The organism is Flintibacter sp. (genome assembly GCF_046973065.1).
The window spans coordinates 32,516-48,692 of record NZ_JBKVXZ010000015.1 but is presented as its reverse complement, the minus strand read 5'-3'; the positions used below and the strand labels follow the sequence as shown (position 1 = coordinate 48,692).

Genomic DNA, 16,177 nt, shown 5'->3' with positions numbered 1-16,177 from the left:
CTCCTTAAATTCCAAACTCGGCCCGATTCACGATGCGGAACCGCTTCACCCTCTTTGCGATGGAGCGCGCACCCTCCAGGGCGTCCGGGCCATCGTCATGCGCCCCCATGGGGAACTGTGTCAGCTGTTCCAGCAGCCGCTTGTGGCGGCGGTTGAATTTGATATACTTGTTCTTCACATCCGGCTGCAGCGTCTGGATACGCATGACCTTGTCGCTGGTCTGCTGCACCTCCTCGATGGGCAGATATAGCCCGGCCTTTGCGCTGGCCTTGGCCAGCTCCTCCTTCAGAAACCACTGGAACTGGTTTGTTTCCGCGCCCAGCTTCCGGTAGCCGTGGCCGAAGCTGGCCCGGAGCCACCGCTCCTTGGCCAGCACATCGGCGATGATCCGGTCGGGATGCCGCCGCTCAATGTCTGCATCCACCACATACATATATCCGCTGCTGCGGTGCTTGGCCAGGGTAACGATGGCGGAGAAGTCGCTTCGCTTGGTCTTGCCCAGCGAGGGGTCGATAAACCCGAAGAAGTCAAAGACCGGGTCGCGGAAGTTGATCTCCGCCTCGTTGTAGTATTCAAACCACTCCTCCATGAACAGGCAGTCATCCGGGTTGATCGGCTCGTTCTGCTCCTCGGAATTAAACGATGCCTCACCCTCCGACACCCGCATCACCATCAGGTCGTAGTAGGACAGCTTCTCCTCCCACAGCACCTGGGTGCCCTCCAGCATGGCCGCCTTGTGCGCCTGGAAGAAGGCCAGTGCGTCGGCCTCCCGGTCATCGTTGGCCAGGTCGGTGAATATGCTTTCCCACTGCTGCCACAGGTCATCCGCCTGGGAGAATTGGATCACCGCCTTGTACTTGATGGAGCGGTAGGCCGGATTGGTCAGCGTCTTGGCCAGCAGGCTGTCATAATGGAGCAGGGTGCCGATGTAAACGATGTCGGTGTAATCGTCGCCGGACTTGCTCACCGCCTTGTCAAACCAGTTCTTCAGCTTGCTGCGCTGCTCCGGCGTCCGTACATTCTCATCGTTCTCCACATCGTCCAGGATAATCAGGTCGGGCCGCCAGTTCCGGTGCTTCCGGCCACGGATCTTCTTGCCGCTGCCGATGGCCTCGATCTTGATATTGGTCTTGGTCACCAGCACATTGCTGCGCCACACGCTGCCTGCCAGCGGCCCGAAGTCCTCCAGGATCGCCGTGTTCTCCTCAAACTCCACCCGGATGTTGTCCAGGAAGCCCTCGGCCTGCTCGGAGCTGTCCGAGATGATGATGGGATAATGCTTGTATCCATACAGGGTGGAGTGCATCGTCCCCTTGAAGGTCAGGTTTGTGGACTTGGCGTGGCCACGGGGGGCCGCCACCGCCCGGCGTACTCCCGGTAGGCGGCTGATCGCCTTGGTGTCTGCCGGGGTCAGAGGGTAGCGCCCCTTCAGTACGCCCTGCTGCCAGATCGCGTCCAACTCCCGATGGAACTCCGGGGACGGGCGGCTGAAGTAGTGGGGGAAGTAAGCCCGCCCGAAGAACTCCATGTCGATGGCCCCCAGTTTCCGGCGCAGGCCGTCCTCCCCGGTCAGCGGAAGCCCTGCCTCGAACTCCCGCCGCAGCCGGACGCGCTCCGGGGTGTCATCTCTTTTTAAGAAATCCTTTAAGAGCGTACAAAGGCCCTTTAAGTCGGTGCTGTCCTCGTTGTATATTTTGCTTTCAGCCTCGGCCAGCGCGCCGACCAGGGCGTTGATGCTCCGCATTTTCCGCTGTTTCAAAATGGCCTTTCCTCCTCCTGTGTTCAATCGTGGGCCGTAGCCGCCCCACAGCGGGCTTTTAGGCGGGCGTGGGGAAATTACCCCCGCCTGCCCGGTGCGGCGAATTTAAAGGGGTCTGTGCGCCGCTTAAACGGCACCACGGGCAGGAACATAAAACCAGGGCTGAAAAACAGGGGGGAAGGGTGTGCTTCGCCACCCAGCCTGTCATTCAGCCCGGTTATTTCACCCGTATTTCCACCGGCCTCCCCAGGCGGGACGAATCAACCGCCTGCTTTGTCCGGCTTCCTGTAAACGCCGTTTAAGAACTCCCAGCCTCCTCGCTCCCGTTCCCCTCCACGGAGAGGGTGAGCGTTTTCGGCTCCCCGCACAAGCTGATCTCCACCTTGGCGCGGCGGGTGCGCTTGTCATAGTCGATGCTGCTGATCGGGAAGTTACGCAGCACACCCTCCACGATCCGCACACCGCCTCCCGGCAGCTCCTCCACCCTGGAGGGCTTCAGCAGCTCCCCGCCGTTGTCCAGCAGCCGCAGCCACTCCACCTCCAGGTGGGTCAGGTAGGAGGGGGAAAGCCCGTTGGGGCCAAGGAAGCGCAGCACATGGGGGATCGCCTTCACCCGGTAGTAGTTCTCGGCGCTGTACTCCAGCGCCAGAAACACATAGCCGGGCAGCAGCGTGTAAACCTTCGTTGTCCAGCCCCCGCCGCTGCGGATCAGCCGTTCCTCACGGGGCACCGCCGCCCGGACGCCCAGGCCCTCCATCGCCTCTCGCACCGCCGTCTCCTGCCCGGTCGATACCTGCAAGACATACCACCTTATCATGTACTCACCTCGCTTCCAGACCATCCTGCTTCTTGCTGTTCAGGAACTCATTGACCTGCCGGTAAAGGTCAGGCCGCTCTTTGGCCATCGCCTCCCACACCAGGGACTTGACGGCATCCAGGCCCGCCTCGGTGGTGTCCTGGTTTTGGATCTCCACGCGCTTCTTGTATGCCGCCGCGCGCACCAGCGCGTTGGCCTCGCGCAGCATCTTGTCGATGCTCACGCCCCGCCAATCCTCTTCGGAGGTGTTGGACAGGGCTGTGAGCAGGTTCTGGCTGGTCAGCCGGATGATGGCCTCCGTGGTGTCCAGGTCGGGGTATTTGTCCAGCTCATCCATCATGCGCCGGAAGTTCTCCTGGGCCACAGCCAGCATCTGCACATTGGCTTGGTATGCCTGGGCGTAGCGGCAGACGCTGGCAACGGAGATGCCCACACCGTTTTCCCCCAGGAAGTCCACGATCTCGGAATAGGTGCTGCCGGACAGGAGCATCTGCTCCACTGTCTCCCGCAGGGCGGGGTCGAGAGCGTCTATTTTGCTGTGCTTTCGGTTGCCCGCTTTCTTACCCATCCCTTACACCTCGATCATATCGTCCTCGATGCCACCGGCCAGCAGCCGGATGCCCTTGCCCGTCAGCTTGGCCTCCAGCGCCGTGTAGTCCGTGTCGGCCAGGGCCGCAGGCTCTTTGTTGGAGATGCGCCGCAGGTGGATGTAGCCCTCTTCAGTCAGAAAGTTTACGCTGTCCAGGAACTCATCTTCGGCGATGCCGTCATCCTCCAGGACGCTCTGCACACCCGTCAGCTTGTTGTACTTCAGCCGGAGGATGTTCACCGTCCGCAGCACCTTGCCGTTGTTGTGGACAAAGCTGCCCGCCCGCAGCGCGCGCTTTTCGAGATTACTCACCCTTCTTATCCCCTTTCATTTCCAGCAATATATCCATGATGCGGTCGAGCTTCCGGTCGGTCTTGGCCTGCTCCCGGAAGAAGTCCTCCTTCGTGATATAGTTCGCCTTGATCTTCTCGATGTCCTCCCGGACTTCCTTCATGTCCTTGTCGTAGTCGCCCTTTTTGACGCTCTCGCCGACCGACCGCTCCAGCTTATCCACGCGCTCAAATACAGTGCGCTTCAAAAGAAACCAAAAGCCCCCGGTCAGCCCTCCCAGGAGGAGAAGCGCCAGCCACCAGGTGCCAGCATCAAAGTTCATACAAAAACCCCCGCGCAAAAAAATAGAAGGTACATCGGATTTACACCGATTGTACCTTCTATTTGCGAAGCGGGAAAATAAAGCCCTTTATGAAATTGCTTAAAAGAGGGATTGCTGCCCATCCATGGGTCGGGCGCGGAACTCCCGCATCTTATCTGATACAATACTCCTGATCCGCACTTCTGTCAATCCGTACCTTCCAGCCAGCTCCTTGAAGTTGTACCCGTCGAACTCCTCGCGGATCTGTTCATCGCGGGCCATCCGCTCCCAGGCGTCCGCTTTCGGGATGTAGATGGACAGCCCCCCGAACACGGTCACCAGCCGCTTGTAGTTGTCCAGGCCGATCAGCTCGGCCACCTGTTGCTGTTCCTCGTCCAAGTCGGACAGCTGCACCCGATCCAGCGCGCTCATCCGTGACCACCACCTCGCTTTGCGTTGTTCACATAGCCCTTCAGCACCTCGATCAGCTTGTTGCAGGCCCGGAAGTCCAGCCAGATAAAGGGCTGCTGGGGGGTGGAGTCCATCCGCAGCTCCTTGCGGATGATGCCGCACAGCCGCTCCCCCAGGGACGCCGTGCTTGGCTCCTTGTCCGCCTTGGCCAGCTGATACATGAGCGCCCACACCTTGCGCTGCTGGCCGTCTGTGGCCCCGCCTGGGCGCTCCGGGTGGGTCTTGGGCTTGTGCCGGGGCAGGGGAGCCGCGCCCTGGCGCTTCTGCAGGTCGGTGATCACCGCCTGGGCCTCCGCGTAGGTGAGGGACTTCACCGAGTCCTTCCCGGTCAGGGCGGACACCAGCGCGTGCAGGTCATCGTCCTCGCTCCCGCGCTCCACAATGCCCAGGGCATTCCCGATGGCGTAGATCTTCCGAATTTGCTGGGCGTTGATGGCTGCCATGCCCGCCCCTCCTTTCTCTCACACTTCCGGCTGCTCGGCTTCCACGCCGACCTTCATGCCTTCCTCCACGATCACGGCGGCGCGGATGATGTCAATGGCCTCCTGGGTGGTGCCCTCCCAGCCTGCGGCCTCCAGAACCTGCGCCAGCCATTCCCAGTTGATGACCTCGGCGGCCAGGAAAGCCCAGTCGCTGGCCTCCTGCTCCGGCAGCCCGGCCACCTTCTCCAGCAGGGCCTTGTCCTTCTCCCAGCGGCCCTTCAGCTTCTTCCGCAGGGTCGCCTGGATCTTGGCGTCGCCGGTGATGGCCTGGATGGTCTCCTCCAGGCTGCCCGTCGTGAAGTTGCCCTGGCAGACCATCGCCAGCAGCCGCTTGCACGGCTCGGTCATTTTGTCCACGGTTTCGGACTTCACGAAGTCCCCGGCCACATTGCCCAGCACCTTCTTCACCATCGTCAGGGAGATGGGCTTCACCGTGGCCGTGTTCGTCACCGTCACCCGGCTGTTCTGCGTCCCCCAATAGCTGATGGAGAGCAGCTTGGTGTCCTTCAGCGCGCCGGTGGCCAGGGTTTCAAACTGGCCCTTCAACCACTCCATCCGCTGCTTGATGCGGTCGGCCTCCAGCGTCAGGGCGGCGTACTCGTCCACATAGCGCCGCACCTGGTCGGCCCGCTCTTCCATCTTGGTTTTCATCTCCACCAGCGTGTCAGCCAAGTTTCTCGACCTCCTCCCGGATGCCCAGGAAGCACTCCCGGCAGATCTGGAAGCCCTTAAAGGTCACCACCTCATAGGTGCCCTGGCAGATGTTGCAGGTGGGGCGGTGCTTCTGGATCACCAGCCCGCCGTCCCCCGTGGGGGTCAGATCCACGGCGGTGCCGCCGTCCAGCCCCAGCTCGTGCCGAAGGTGCTGCGGGATGGTCAGGGTGCCCTTTTTCCCCATGCGCTTCGATGCGTTTCGCATTGGCTTAACCTCCTTCTGTTCTTGTGATGCCTCACTCTGCATTTCCACGGGCTTGTGACCGTTCCCCAGGAGGGGAGCTGCATTAAGGCCGGGGGCCGAAGCCCCCTGCTCATACCTTGACCAGTTCGATGCTCTGGTTGTTGGCGCAGAAGTGCTTCTTCAGCGCCCGAAAGGATGACCACTGCGGGGTGAAGCAGGAATATTGCATGGGGTACTTCTCGCGCAGCTCCTTCTGCCTCCGCTTTGGCAGCCGTTCAAACTCGGCCCTCTGTTTGCCGGAGAGGATGCTGTGCTTCTGCTCCTGCAGGAAGCGGCGGCGCACCTCGCAGTCCTCGGCCATCCACTGGCCCCGGAACTCGCCGCCGATATAGACCATGATCTTGTTTTGATACACGCTCACCCGCTCCAAGATCAGGGTGATGTCGTATCCGTCCACCTTCAGCTCCACCGGATGGAAGAAGTGGGTCAGGGCCTCCTCCGCCCGCTTCCATTCCTCTTTCGTCATCGGGCATCACCTCCCATTCAGCCGTGCGTGGCCTCGAAGTTCTCAATGGCCCATCTGTTCCCGGTTGCGTAGACCGCCTGCCGGGTGCGCTCGGCGGGGCCAGCGCCGCGCTGCGGCGGGCTGTCCATCCGCAGCTGCTCCGGCAGCTTCTCCACGATGGACACCACCCTGGCGTCGCCGAACTTCTCCAGATAGGCGGCGATGTCCTCCTTGATCCCGATAGCCTGGCCGGACGGCGCGTTCACCTGGATCGTGATGGTCAGCACTTTCTTCCCCTCCTTCTGCGGGCCTTGTCCTCCAGTCCGCACCGTAATGGGTGGTTCTGGCAGGAGTTGGCGCACCGCCTGTCGCAGTCGGCGCAGCAGCGGCTCGCCTGCACCTTGTCGCAGTAGAAGATCGTGCAAAACCGCCCGGTGTAGCTCCGTCCGCCTTTCAGGGCTTTACTCATCGCCGCGCCCTCCCGTCACGCTGCAGCGCGGGCAGCTCTGCGGGATCTCCACCGTGGCCTCGGCTCCGGGGGCAAGGGTGCCGGAGAAAACGACCTGGCCGCACTCCGAGCAGGCGATGCAGATGCCGGGCAGGTCGCCGTCCTCGCTGCCGCCGTCCATGCCGATGAGATAGCTGGCCGGGGCCAGCCGGAGGGGGAGCGGGGTTTCATGCAGCTGGATCTGCGGCTCCCTGGCCTCTGGATGGGGCAGCGGCTCCAGCCCGTACAGCTGCGCCCCGGTCACCCCGAACACCTGCTCCAGAGCGACCATCACTTTGCAGGCTGGCTCCCATTTACAGCACTCGTATGCCTGAATTGAGTCGAAACTGCATCCCAGCCTTTGTGCCAACTGCTTCTGCGTCCAGCCCTTTTCCTTGCGGAGCGTTTGGATGTTCTGCGCGAAAATGGTTTTTTCCTTCATCGGTAGCCCTCCTGTTTCTTTTGGAGCCGGATGTCCCGGCCCTTGAACTGCACCGCTGCGTACATCCCCGCCAGGCGGGAATGCACCCGGCTGCTGTAAGTTCGCTCGATTTCCTGCAGCCCCAGGTTGGTGTTGATGATCGTGGGCTTGCCCGTGTTCAGGCGGTGGTTGACCAGGTCATAGACCTCCGCCTGCGTGTAGCGGGTCACCAGCTCGGTGCCCAGGTCGTCGATCACCAGCAGGTCGCACCCGAAGATGACCTCCCGGAGCTCCAGCGCCGCATCGTCCTTCTGGAACTTCCCCAGCTCCAGCTGATCCATCAGGTGCGGAGCGGACACATACATGACCAGGTGGCCCGCCTTGGCCACCCCCTCGGCGATGGCCAGGGAGAGGTGGGTCTTGCCCAGCCCCGGTGCCCCTGTGAACAGCAGGCTCTGGCTCTGGCCCCCGAACTCCCGGACATACCGCTGGCTGCTCTCTACCACCTTTCGCATGGTGGGCCGCAGCCGCTCGTCGTAGTAGCGCAGCTCGAAGTTCTCAAAGCTGCACTCCCGCGCCGGGGACACATCGCACAGCTGCTCATACACCAGCTGGTTGAGGATCGCCTGGCGGCACTCGCACATCTGGCCGCCCTCTGCCACGCCACGGTCTCTGCAGCGCGGGCAGGTATAGGCTGGCTCCAGGTCGGCCTCTGTCACGCCTGCGGTGGCCAGAGCCGCCGCCCGGCGCGCCTGGGCCTCACGGATCGCCGCCTCCGTCCCGCTGGTGTCCTCGTCGGGGTTTAGGCTGGCCCGCGCCCGCTGTGCGTACAGCAGCGCCAGCTCCCGCCCTGTGGCCTGGATCTCCGGGTATTGCTCATCCAGGGCCAGCATCGCCCGCCCGTGGCGCACCTGCGCGGTCTGGCGGCGGGCGGCCAGGATCTCGTCGGCCCGCTTGGATAGTTTCTTGGGATAGCGCATCAAACCGCCTCCACGATCTGTTCCTCCGCGCAGCGGCGCTGGAGGACGGCCAGGGTCTCCTTCACCTGCTGGTGCGGTATGCCCAGCTTCCTGGCGATCTCGCCCCTGCCGTAGCCCTCGGTGGTCAGCCGAAGCACCGCCTTCTCGGTGCCCGTCAGCCCGGAAGCCAGGCTGCACACCAGCATCTCAAAGACGGCCTGTTCCTCGGCACCGCTGCTGCCGGGCAGCAGGTCATAGAGCGTGACGGGCTCCAAACCGTCCAGCTCGGCGTCCAGGCTTGCGGCCTGGCCCCGCCGCATGGCGCGGTTTTCATACCGCAGCTGGTTGCCCATGGCCCCGCGCATCTTTACCTTGGCAATCGTGGGGAAGGCCCACCTGCGTACCTGCGGGACGCGAAACCAGCAGCGCACGGCGGTCAGGTAGCCGAACACCAGCACATCCCACCACTTGTCCGGGTCGAGTCCGTTGACCTTCAGGTGAAGGTCGATCAGCCCGCAGTGCTCTGCGGCGAACTCCTGCTCCTCTTGGGTCAGGGCGGCGTGGTCAGTCACAGCTGGCTCCTCCTTTCCGCGCTCTATGGCTTGCCTCACTCTGCATTTCCACGGGCTTGTGACCGTTCCCCCTTGGGGGAGCTGCATTAAGGCCGGGGCCGAAGCCCCAGGCGTTCATTTACTCCTGGCTTGAAGTTCCTCCGGGAAGCTGTACACATCAATGTGGCTGTGGATCTCCACCGTCCCGTCCTCCAGCCCCTCGCCGTACCCCTTCCGGTAACCTTTCTCGTACACCCGGCTGAAATTCCGCTGCACCCTGACCTCTTTTCCCAGCGCAAACCCGAAGCCCACCAGGAGGATCACCAGCGGCAGGATCAGCGCCTCGCCCCCGATAGCCGCCGGGCGGCCATGGATGATCTCAAACCCCAGCCGGATAAACGCCCCGGCGAGAAGCCCTGCGGAAAAGCCCAAAATCAAGTGCAGCAGTTTACTGACCTTTTTCATGTTCGCTCCCTCCTCATACCAGGCCGATGCCCATGGTGCGGGCCATGGCATACAGCCCATCATAGCTGATGTCCTCGTTGTTCACTGCGTTGTTGTAGACATTCACCGCGCCCCGGATGCCCCACTTCGACTGGCTGATGCCGTGCAGGAAGTTCAGCTCCTTCTTCCGGCCCTCCTCGGCCAGCTTGGGGAACAGCTTCGCCACATCCTCCTCAGTGACCTTTCGGGTGCTGTAGTAGCGATTCATGCGGATGCGGGAGAAGAGCTGGGCAAACCGCGCCTCCTGCTTGCCCACCATCCGGGTGTAGACCTCCGTGTTGCCGATCAGCGCGATGCCCACGCCCTGCTGCCCCGTAATGGGGTTGGCGTCCGCCCAGGTGCGGATCTCCTCCAGGGAGCGCAGCTGCAGGTGCTGGGCCTCGTCAATGATGATGACCTTGTTCGTGCCCTCCAGCTTCTCCCGGATGGCCAGCGTCAGATCCAGCTTGCTCCGGGTTTCCGGTACCTTCAGCGCCCGCGCCAGCACCTTCAGCAGGTTGGCCAGGGTGCCCGTGCTGGGCGTGGCCTGGATATAGACGCTGGCCGTGGGGTTTTCCCGGACAAAACGCTCGGCCCCCTTGGTCTTGCCAATCCCCGCATCCCCGTGGATGATGACCATGCCCTTCTCCAGCTGGCAGTAGCGGATGAGCTTATACACATCCTCCGAGATGGAGGTGGGGATATACTCCTGGGTGGGGCGGTAGGGCAGGGCCTTCTCGGTGCTGGCCTCCTGCTCCTCCTGGGTGCGGAAGAACTCCATCAGCTTGTTCTCCAGCTCCCCGATGTTCCCGTTGTCGTACATACTGCGGCGGTACTGGCTCAGTGCCGTCTGGCTGATCCCCATGAGCGGGGCGGCCTTGGCCTGGCTGATGTTCTTTTCCTTCAGGAACTGCTCCACCCGTGCCTGCAGTGCGCTGTTGTATTCCTTACTCATGCTCGGCTCCTCCATTTCGTTTCAGTGCGTTTCGATTCATCGTGTCCAGATCCGGCCCGCCTGCCACCGCCTTCAGCAGCGGCTCCTCGTCAGGCCGCTGGAGCGCCAGCACCCTCGGATTGGCGGGCGGGATGATCCGTGCGACCTTGCTCTCGTGGGCGGCCTCCATGACCAGCTCCAGCGCCGTGTGCCGCCCGAAGGCTGGGAAGGTGCTGACCTTCTTGGCCTCCTTGGTGATGCGCTCCATGCGCCGCACCTTGGCCATGGCCTCCTTGACCTCCTCCTTGCTGGCCCCGTAGGTCAGCACCGCCGTGTTGTCGGCGGGGACGGTCATAATGAAGCGGTCTTGCAGGTCGTACACCCGCACCTCGCTCAGATCGTCCGGGTCGTAGCGGTAATAGACCTGCTGGCCCAGGTACTGGAACACCAGCTCGTCGTTCCAGTAGTCGATGCGCTGGCCCGCGATGTCCAGGTGTACGCCCCGACGCGTGACCTTCTGCGCGCGGCTGCTCCGCATCAGCATCAGGTTTAAGTCCTCGGCGCTGGCCACCCGCTTGGTGTGCAGGTTTTCGTTGTAGATCTGCTGGCGGGGCTTGCCGTGGTCTTTGGCCACCGCGCCGCCGTAGGGCTGCTGGTTGAAATACCAGTCCAGCAGCTCCTCCACCGTTTCCACCAGGGTGGAATCCAGCGGGATCCTGCCGTCCTTCAGGATGAACTTCAGGCTTTCCGGCTTCTCCAGCACATTGCCTCCGGTAAAGGTATCGAACAGGCGGGAGAGGTGGTCTTTCACATCCCGGAAGCGCCGCTCGATGATCTTCGCCTTTGCGTTGCATACAATAGCGTTTGTCATGTGGATGCCCAGCCGCTCGAATACCGGGGGCGGCTCAAACCGCTCCTGGCCGTCCTTCGGCTTCTTCTTCCGGTGGCCCAGGCCGCCCACATCATAGGTCAGGAACTCGCGTCCATTGTCCACATAGATGTTCTCCGGGATGCCGTATTTCAGGATGCCGCGCCGCAGCGCGATCAGAGTGGACTGGCTGCTGGGGGCGTTGGTGACATAGCACCCGGTGAAGATGCCGCTCCTGGCGTCGAAGAAAGCCGTCAGATACAAGCGGTGGCGCTGGCCGTTATCGCCCTCGGTGATGATGTCGAAGGTGTGGTTGTCGGCGATCCACCACTCGTTGCTCCGCATCTCGTCGTAGATGCGGCGGATATACGGGGCGCAGCGGTCACGGAAGGCTTTCTCACCCTCCCGGCCCAGCACCTTCAGCGGCTCCGGGATGTCGGCCTGCGCCCTGCGGTAGAAGGTCGTGTAGCTCGGCATATCCCCCACCAGCTCCGGGAAGCTCGTTTGCATCTCCAGCTTGGTGTACTCATAGCACTTTTTCAGGGGGTGCTGCCGCTCATCCAGGAAGAAGTACAGGAATGCCTGCCACATGGGATCCGGGATGCTGCTCCGGCCCTTCTTCCACTTGCCCCGCTTGTCGATCAGGCCGTCCAGGTCGTTGGCCCGCATTGCGTTCCAGCGGCGGTATAGGGTATCCACGGATATGGCCCGCTCCGGGTATTCCAGCTTGCACCATTGCACGAAGCGTGCGTCTACCTCGGTCTTGTTGGCCCCCGGCTTGTTCCGGTAGTCCTGCCACCGCTTCACCAGCCGGAGCCAGAAGGCGATCTCCTCCTGCTCATCAGCGGAATAGGTGTCCAGCGGCTTGGCCGCCTTCGGCTTTATTCCTTCCGGGATACTGGCCTCCGGCAGGCTGGCGCGGAGCTGATCGTGGTATTTCTTGACCAGACCGGGGTTGATTGTAGCCAGACCGTCCAAGTCGAAGAGGTACTCCGGAGAGTTAAACTCGTTTAAAATCTTTTCAGAAGGGATTTTCCCGATTTCAGCCCAGCGACGAATTGTGCTTTCGTGCTTGTTGCATAGTGCCGCCACTTCTCGCGTCGTTAGTTGAATTCCCACTTTCCGTCACCTGCCTTTGCTGACCTTCTTCTGACTTCATATAACCTGCCTCGTCAGTTACGGGAGGTCATCCCCGTAAGACCGCCAGCTTCCTGGCGGTTTCGGCTATCTTGGGGTATCACCGTTTTCGCGGCGATCTTCTATGACTGCGAGAGATACCAGTGCCAAAACATCCAACAGCGGGACATCTCCAAGTTCAACAGTGATGCAGTACCCACCCTTGCCATCATCCAGAAAGACACGGATTTCATCATCGCTGGCAGGATTTTGAGAAACCTCAACGATACTTTCATCCGAACACTTCAAAGCACACTCTAAAACAGGCATAAAGTCTTTAAGTTCCATGGTTACGCCCCTTTCGCATTGGCGAAAATATCCTCCACCTCACAATGGAGGGCTTTGGCGATTTCTCTGGCTCTCAGCGGGTGGACTGTGATGGTTTCACCTCGCTCAATACGGTTGATTGCCTGACCACCCAGGCCCGCTTTCAACGACAGGCCGTGTTGGGAGAGGTTTGCGGCCAGCCGCCTTTCACGGATCTCTGCGACTTTGGGAATTAGGTACATCTCTAAAACCTCCTCTTATTATCCGTATGGGTAACTTTGTGCTTATTATATGTTTTCCTAATGGGTAAGTCAAGTGATTTTTTCAATTTTTGTTGTCCAAGTGGAAAAGTAATGCTATACTCTCTTTATTGTGAGGTGTTGAATATGTCTATTGCTGAAAATCTAAAAAAGCTGCGGAAAGAATCTGGTTTGACACAACGGGAACTTGCCCAGAATGTTGGACTCCCGCTTCGGTCGATTATCAACTATGAAAATGGACTCCGAGAGCCAAATTCTAAGGCAATGGCTGTACTGGAGCGATATTTCAATGTAACTGGCGAATATCTGCGCGGGGAGAGCAGTGAGCGCGCTCCCGGATATTCATGGGAGGATCCTGAAATAATGGCGGCGATCCGTGCGAGCTTCCCCGATCAGCTACGCCAGCTGAACGATACACTGAAGGATTGCTCCGCTGAGGAGCAGCAGACCGTTTTCACCATTTTGGTGCAGCTTCGCAGTGTGTTGAACTTAAAGGACTCCTCTAAGAGGCAGACCGCTATCTCTATGATCCGAAATGTGGCGGTTGATGTGGAACATCTCACCAGCAATGGCGCTTCTAAGGAGGAATAATCATGGCTTCTTGTTTCCACGTGGACAGGCTACCACGCCTCCATTGACCTGTGACCGTTTTGTGAGAAAATCACGAATTTCGTTAGACCATAGGTGTACGGCATTTTACCGCACACCGAGGATGTAAGCTGAACGCCCTTAAAATAGCTACTCCCCATTTTGCGAAGTACGCACCGCCCAGATGGGGGCACAAAATGTTACGCCCTATGAAGGAGTGGCCTCACAAAATGTTAGGCCATCTGAAGGATGGGATCGTGAAACACGCCCCCGTCTCATTTCGCTACGGGGTCTGCAAGGGGGGTCGCCATTTTACCGACCCCCTTCACCCCCTTTTAAGAGCCTCTTAAATTTTCCTTATTGGCCCTTATTAGCCCGTGCATTTTGGCCCTGACGATTTCAGTGCAAAGCGCCCACAAAGCCCCTATTTCCGGGGCGCGTGCATCATTTTTTAGCCCGTGCAGAAAATGCACGGGCTTTCCGTAGTTCAAAACAAAGAAAAAGACCTTTCAAGCAGGGGAGAAGCCGCCCCGCGCGCGCCCCGCTTAAAAGGTCTTTTTTGTGTTCTTAAAACCCCGCAAACCCCCGCCGTGCCGTGCTTTTCGCCCTCTCGCCGTGCCTGCCGTCCTGTCCGCTTAAACGCTCTTAAAAGGGCCTCTTAAAACCCCGCCGCCTGACCGCCTCCCTGGTGGCCTGGTGGGGGTAAAAAACAAAAAAAGAAATTGCAATCCCATTTTCACAGGACTACAATTTCTTGCTTGTTTTTTCACACTTCTATCGCTTGAATACCTTGATTTTAGGCCAGTTCCCGTGTTTTTCCGGGATATTTCATATCAAACCCCTTGACCGGCCTATATTTCTCAACTATCCTGAAAACTTACAACTGCATTTTTGTAGGCCGGTGTGCCGACTTTGTCCTTCGGGATACGGATGCCCAACTGCTGAGGGTCTTTGTTTCCGCGCCGGATGAACAGCGAATCCGTCGAAAAATGGAACAGGAGTCCTTAAGCCTGTCCGAGGCAAAGCGCCTGGTGGCAAAGATGGATAAGCAGCGCCGCAAATACTATGAAGGTTATACCGGTCAGTTGTGGGGGGACCCGCAAAATCACGACTTGAATATTGACACAAGTGTGATACCCATCCACCATGCGGTGGAGCTGATTGTTTCACGGTTTTGAAGCCGAAAGCAATGCAGATGAATACCACCATCCCCACTATCTATGCCGACGGCTTCATGGATCCTGCCATCCGGCTACCGCTGCCGATCCCACCGCCCAGGGCGTCATCGCCATCGTGGCCCTGGTGGTGAATGTGGTCATCCTGGTCGCCATCATCAAGCGGGCAAAGGCCCAGAAAAAGAACCCTTACAAGCAGGAGGTCTTTACAGATCAGAAGGACTTCCAGGAGGCCATGGCAAGAGCCTGATGCAGACTCTACAAACAGAAAACCACTGGAGCAGAACATCGTATGAAAACAATGGACTTGGTAGTTCGCAAGGCCTCATCCTTTTGACTGTTGAGGGGAATGAGAATGGCTGAAAATGATAATGGCACTTAAGCACTTTCTGCGCACTTTCCAAAAGAGTTTTTCCTTGTTATCATTTGTCTTGTTTATATATTTCCCCACCATCTGATGGAGTGGGGGTGGTACAGAGCAAGTTGCCCGAGCCGGAAAGAGGTACTTGACAATCGTTCTGGTTCAAGCTACTATCACGGCAACAAGATTTGCCATCGAGAAAAGGCCCCGGCTCCGTCTGATTCGGCGGAGCCGGGGCTTTGACCAATACACTGACCAATATCAGAAAATCAGCGGGTGGACACAGTGGACAAGGCAGTTATTTGTACCCACAGAAAATGGGGCCAAAAGTGCCGGAAAGCACCCAATAGCAGGGCTTTTACGTCCCGACGCATCTTCACACGCAGGAGGTCACTGGTTCGAGTCCAGTAGTCTCCACCAAAAAGTTCCTGATTTTGCAAGAAATCAGGAACTTTTCTTTTTATTCGCCATGAAAAAGTTTGCTTTAAATTTCTGCTTTTTCTCCGACCAATACACTGACCAATACCGCGATAGTAGCCGATAGAATGAGGCAGCACCGGGCAGGAATTTCCCAGCCCGGTGCTGCCTTATGTTTATTTTGGTGATTACATCGCTTTCCCAATCACATCTCCCATCGTATCCGCTGCTTCTCGCATCATGTCCGGCGTGGCGTGGGTGTAGGTGCTGAGTGTGAAGCCTGCGCTGTAATGCCCCAGGGTGTTGGACAGAGTCTTCACATCCACCCCATTCTTTAAAGAGAGCGTTGCGAAGGTATGCCGAAGATCGTGGAACCGGATATGCTCCGCGCCGATGGCTTTCAGAATCTTCTCGTGGGTATGCCGAAAGGAGTCCGGATCGAACATCCCACTCGTCTTGGGCGACGGGAACATGTAAGGATTCCCCGGATGCTTCTTGTGCTCCTCCACCAGCAACTCCACCGCCTGCTGCGAGACTGGCAGGACGCGGATGGAATTGTGGGTCTTAGGCTGACTCACCACCAGTTCTCCCTTGGTGCGGGTCACCTGCTTCGTGATGGAGATGGTTCGGTTCTCCACGTCCAGATCCGTCCAGAGGAGGGCCAGCAGCTCTCCCCGTCTCAGTCCCGTGGTCAGTTCCAGGTAGAAGGGTGCCAGCAGTCCCCGCTTGTCCGCTTCCATCAGATAGGGGCGGATCTTCTCTTCCGGCAGGACCTTCATCTCCCGCTTTTCCATCTTCGGCAGCTTGCAGCCCCTGGCGGGGTTCACCAGGATCAGCCGTTCTGCCACGGCCTGCTCCAGGCAGTTGTTCAGCAAGGTATGGATGCCGTGGACCACCCGGACGCTCAGGCCCTTGTTTTTCAACTGGATGTGCTGGTACCGCTGCACCCGCCCGTTCTTCTGGAGATCGTTGTAGAACTTCTGGATCTGGATCGTGGTGAGCTTGTCCAGCTTGATGTCTCCCAGTTGGGGGATGATGTGGTTATTGATGTAGTTCAGATAATAGTCCTTGGTGTTCTCCCGAAGCCGGGGCTCGGCATAGACCTCGTACCACATCT

Annotated in this window: 24 protein-coding genes and 1 other RNA gene; 3 read left to right on the top strand and 22 right to left on the bottom strand. The window is 59.4% G+C overall.

Features of this window, described 5'->3' with window-relative positions:
- Positions 1-4: 4 nt before the first annotated feature.
- The 21 genes from terL to ACLTXB_RS07540 all read right to left on the bottom strand — a co-directional run bounded on the left by terL (position 5) and on the right by ACLTXB_RS07540 (position 12,501).
- On the bottom strand, positions 5-1,759 hold the full coding sequence (gene terL, locus ACLTXB_RS07640) for a phage terminase large subunit (RefSeq protein ID WP_412260280.1): 1,755 nt from the start codon (positions 1,757-1,759) through the stop codon (positions 5-7).
- Positions 1,760-2,057: 298 nt separating this feature from the next.
- Positions 2,058-2,558, bottom strand: coding sequence for a transcription termination/antitermination NusG family protein (locus ACLTXB_RS07635; protein ID WP_412260277.1), 501 nt, complete (start codon positions 2,556-2,558; stop codon positions 2,058-2,060).
- Between the two features lie 22 nt (positions 2,559-2,580).
- The gene (locus tag ACLTXB_RS07630; protein WP_412260274.1) at positions 2,581-3,144 is read right to left on the bottom strand and encodes a phage protein Gp27 family protein; all 564 of its coding nucleotides are present in this window, start codon (positions 3,142-3,144) and stop codon (positions 2,581-2,583) included.
- Between the two features lie 3 nt (positions 3,145-3,147).
- Positions 3,148-3,477: a type VI secretion protein gene (locus ACLTXB_RS07625; RefSeq protein ID WP_287827421.1), complete on the bottom strand. Its 330-nt coding sequence runs from the start codon at positions 3,475-3,477 to the stop codon at positions 3,148-3,150.
- Complete coding sequence (locus tag ACLTXB_RS07620) at positions 3,470-3,778, bottom strand: hypothetical protein (protein WP_287827420.1); 309 nt, start codon at positions 3,776-3,778, stop codon at positions 3,470-3,472. Before ACLTXB_RS07620 ends, ACLTXB_RS07625 begins: the two co-directional genes overlap by 8 nt.
- Before the next feature lie 99 nt (positions 3,779-3,877).
- Positions 3,878-4,189 carry a Mor transcription activator family protein gene (locus ACLTXB_RS07615; protein ID WP_337649172.1) on the bottom strand — a complete coding sequence of 104 codons (312 nt, stop codon included), beginning with the start codon at positions 4,187-4,189 and terminating at the stop codon, positions 3,878-3,880.
- On the bottom strand, positions 4,186-4,671 hold the full coding sequence (locus ACLTXB_RS07610) for a regulatory protein GemA (protein WP_412260269.1): 486 nt from the start codon (positions 4,669-4,671) through the stop codon (positions 4,186-4,188). The genes ACLTXB_RS07615 and ACLTXB_RS07610 overlap by 4 nt, the downstream gene beginning before the upstream one ends.
- Before the next feature lie 18 nt (positions 4,672-4,689).
- Entirely contained in the window at positions 4,690-5,382 is a 693-nt protein-coding gene (locus tag ACLTXB_RS07605; protein ID WP_412260267.1) for a hypothetical protein, read from the bottom strand.
- Complete coding sequence (locus ACLTXB_RS07600) at positions 5,375-5,629, bottom strand: AbrB/MazE/SpoVT family DNA-binding domain-containing protein (RefSeq protein WP_191397334.1); 255 nt, start codon at positions 5,627-5,629, stop codon at positions 5,375-5,377. Before ACLTXB_RS07600 ends, ACLTXB_RS07605 begins: the two co-directional genes overlap by 8 nt.
- A gap of 109 nt (positions 5,630-5,738) precedes the next feature.
- A complete protein-coding gene (locus ACLTXB_RS07595) occupies positions 5,739-6,134 on the bottom strand; it encodes a hypothetical protein (protein WP_412260264.1) in 396 nt (131 codons plus the stop codon).
- Positions 6,135-6,151: 17 nt separating this feature from the next.
- Complete coding sequence (locus ACLTXB_RS07590; RefSeq protein WP_428226553.1) at positions 6,152-6,379, bottom strand: hypothetical protein; 228 nt, start codon at positions 6,377-6,379, stop codon at positions 6,152-6,154.
- A 14-nt stretch (positions 6,380-6,393) separates the two neighbouring features.
- On the bottom strand, positions 6,394-6,582 hold the full coding sequence (locus ACLTXB_RS07585) for a hypothetical protein (protein WP_412260258.1): 189 nt from the start codon (positions 6,580-6,582) through the stop codon (positions 6,394-6,396).
- Positions 6,575-7,042 (bottom strand): helix-turn-helix domain-containing protein, encoded by a 468-nt coding sequence (locus tag ACLTXB_RS07580; protein ID WP_412260256.1) that lies wholly within the window; start codon positions 7,040-7,042, stop codon positions 6,575-6,577. Before ACLTXB_RS07580 ends, ACLTXB_RS07585 begins: the two co-directional genes overlap by 8 nt.
- Entirely contained in the window at positions 7,039-8,001 is a 963-nt protein-coding gene (locus ACLTXB_RS07575; RefSeq protein ID WP_412260253.1) for an ATP-binding protein, read from the bottom strand. Before ACLTXB_RS07575 ends, ACLTXB_RS07580 begins: the two co-directional genes overlap by 4 nt.
- On the bottom strand, positions 8,001-8,552 hold the full coding sequence (locus tag ACLTXB_RS07570; protein ID WP_412260250.1) for a hypothetical protein: 552 nt from the start codon (positions 8,550-8,552) through the stop codon (positions 8,001-8,003). The genes ACLTXB_RS07575 and ACLTXB_RS07570 overlap by 1 nt, the downstream gene beginning before the upstream one ends.
- A gap of 114 nt (positions 8,553-8,666) precedes the next feature.
- Entirely contained in the window at positions 8,667-8,996 is a 330-nt protein-coding gene (locus tag ACLTXB_RS07565) for a hypothetical protein (RefSeq protein WP_412260247.1), read from the bottom strand.
- 13 nt (positions 8,997-9,009) lie between these two features.
- Positions 9,010-9,969, bottom strand: a complete 960-nt coding sequence (locus ACLTXB_RS07560) for an AAA family ATPase (RefSeq protein WP_349949169.1) — start codon at positions 9,967-9,969, stop codon at positions 9,010-9,012.
- Positions 9,962-11,908 carry a Mu transposase C-terminal domain-containing protein gene (locus tag ACLTXB_RS07555; protein WP_428226552.1) on the bottom strand — a complete coding sequence of 649 codons (1,947 nt, stop codon included), beginning with the start codon at positions 11,906-11,908 and terminating at the stop codon, positions 9,962-9,964. The genes ACLTXB_RS07560 and ACLTXB_RS07555 overlap by 8 nt, the downstream gene beginning before the upstream one ends.
- 66 nt (positions 11,909-11,974) lie before the next feature.
- Positions 11,975-12,042: hammerhead ribozyme type II (locus ACLTXB_RS07550), an RNA gene on the bottom strand.
- Positions 12,041-12,280, bottom strand: coding sequence for a hypothetical protein (locus tag ACLTXB_RS07545; protein ID WP_412260241.1), 240 nt, complete (start codon positions 12,278-12,280; stop codon positions 12,041-12,043). The genes ACLTXB_RS07550 and ACLTXB_RS07545 overlap by 2 nt, the downstream gene beginning before the upstream one ends.
- Positions 12,281-12,282: 2 nt before the next feature.
- Positions 12,283-12,501 carry a helix-turn-helix transcriptional regulator gene (locus tag ACLTXB_RS07540; RefSeq protein WP_412260238.1) on the bottom strand — a complete coding sequence of 73 codons (219 nt, stop codon included), beginning with the start codon at positions 12,499-12,501 and terminating at the stop codon, positions 12,283-12,285.
- 144 nt (positions 12,502-12,645) lie between these two features.
- Here ACLTXB_RS07540 and ACLTXB_RS07535 point away from each other — a divergent pair, with 144 nt between their 5' ends.
- The 3 genes from ACLTXB_RS07535 (at position 12,646) to ACLTXB_RS07525 (ending at position 14,532) form a co-directional block, all read left to right on the top strand.
- The gene (locus ACLTXB_RS07535) at positions 12,646-13,110 is read left to right on the top strand and encodes a helix-turn-helix domain-containing protein (protein ID WP_412260235.1); all 465 of its coding nucleotides are present in this window, start codon (positions 12,646-12,648) and stop codon (positions 13,108-13,110) included.
- An 839-nt stretch (positions 13,111-13,949) separates the two neighbouring features.
- Positions 13,950-14,285: an AAA family ATPase gene (locus ACLTXB_RS07530; protein WP_412260232.1), complete on the top strand. Its 336-nt coding sequence runs from the start codon at positions 13,950-13,952 to the stop codon at positions 14,283-14,285.
- The gene (locus ACLTXB_RS07525) at positions 14,269-14,532 is read left to right on the top strand and encodes a DUF5692 family protein (protein ID WP_308542077.1); all 264 of its coding nucleotides are present in this window, start codon (positions 14,269-14,271) and stop codon (positions 14,530-14,532) included. The genes ACLTXB_RS07530 and ACLTXB_RS07525 overlap by 17 nt, the downstream gene beginning before the upstream one ends.
- A gap of 716 nt (positions 14,533-15,248) precedes the next feature.
- On the opposite strand, the gene ACLTXB_RS07520 is transcribed toward ACLTXB_RS07525, so the two are convergent.
- Positions 15,249-16,177 (bottom strand): tyrosine-type recombinase/integrase (locus ACLTXB_RS07520; protein WP_428226551.1); only part of this gene is annotated, 929 nt, incomplete at its 5' end.

What these genes read in the sequence shown, in the direction of transcription:
- ACLTXB_RS07630 (WP_412260274.1), bottom strand. Translation starts at nt 3,144, where the DNA reads ATGGGTAAGAAAGCGGGCAACCGAAAGCACAGCAAAATAGACGCTCTC.
- ACLTXB_RS07620 (WP_287827420.1), bottom strand. Translation starts at nt 3,778, where the DNA reads ATGAACTTTGATGCTGGCACCTGGTGGCTGGCGCTTCTCCTCCTGGGA.
- ACLTXB_RS07615 (WP_337649172.1), bottom strand. Translation starts at nt 4,189, where the DNA reads ATGAGCGCGCTGGATCGGGTGCAGCTGTCCGACTTGGACGAGGAACAG.
- ACLTXB_RS07610 (WP_412260269.1), bottom strand. Translation starts at nt 4,671, where the DNA reads ATGGCAGCCATCAACGCCCAGCAAATTCGGAAGATCTACGCCATCGGG.
- ACLTXB_RS07600 (WP_191397334.1), bottom strand. Translation starts at nt 5,629, where the DNA reads ATGCGAAACGCATCGAAGCGCATGGGGAAAAAGGGCACCCTGACCATC.
- ACLTXB_RS07595 (WP_412260264.1), bottom strand. Translation starts at nt 6,134, where the DNA reads ATGACGAAAGAGGAATGGAAGCGGGCGGAGGAGGCCCTGACCCACTTC.
- ACLTXB_RS07585 (WP_412260258.1), bottom strand. Translation starts at nt 6,582, where the DNA reads ATGAGTAAAGCCCTGAAAGGCGGACGGAGCTACACCGGGCGGTTTTGC.
- ACLTXB_RS07580 (WP_412260256.1), bottom strand. Translation starts at nt 7,042, where the DNA reads ATGAAGGAAAAAACCATTTTCGCGCAGAACATCCAAACGCTCCGCAAG.
- ACLTXB_RS07575 (WP_412260253.1), bottom strand. Translation starts at nt 8,001, where the DNA reads ATGCGCTATCCCAAGAAACTATCCAAGCGGGCCGACGAGATCCTGGCC.
- ACLTXB_RS07565 (WP_412260247.1), bottom strand. Translation starts at nt 8,996, where the DNA reads ATGAAAAAGGTCAGTAAACTGCTGCACTTGATTTTGGGCTTTTCCGCA.
- ACLTXB_RS07560 (WP_349949169.1), bottom strand. Translation starts at nt 9,969, where the DNA reads ATGAGTAAGGAATACAACAGCGCACTGCAGGCACGGGTGGAGCAGTTC.
- ACLTXB_RS07545 (WP_412260241.1), bottom strand. Translation starts at nt 12,280, where the DNA reads ATGGAACTTAAAGACTTTATGCCTGTTTTAGAGTGTGCTTTGAAGTGT.
- ACLTXB_RS07540 (WP_412260238.1), bottom strand. Translation starts at nt 12,501, where the DNA reads ATGTACCTAATTCCCAAAGTCGCAGAGATCCGTGAAAGGCGGCTGGCC.
- ACLTXB_RS07535 (WP_412260235.1), top strand. Translation starts at nt 12,646, where the DNA reads ATGTCTATTGCTGAAAATCTAAAAAAGCTGCGGAAAGAATCTGGTTTG.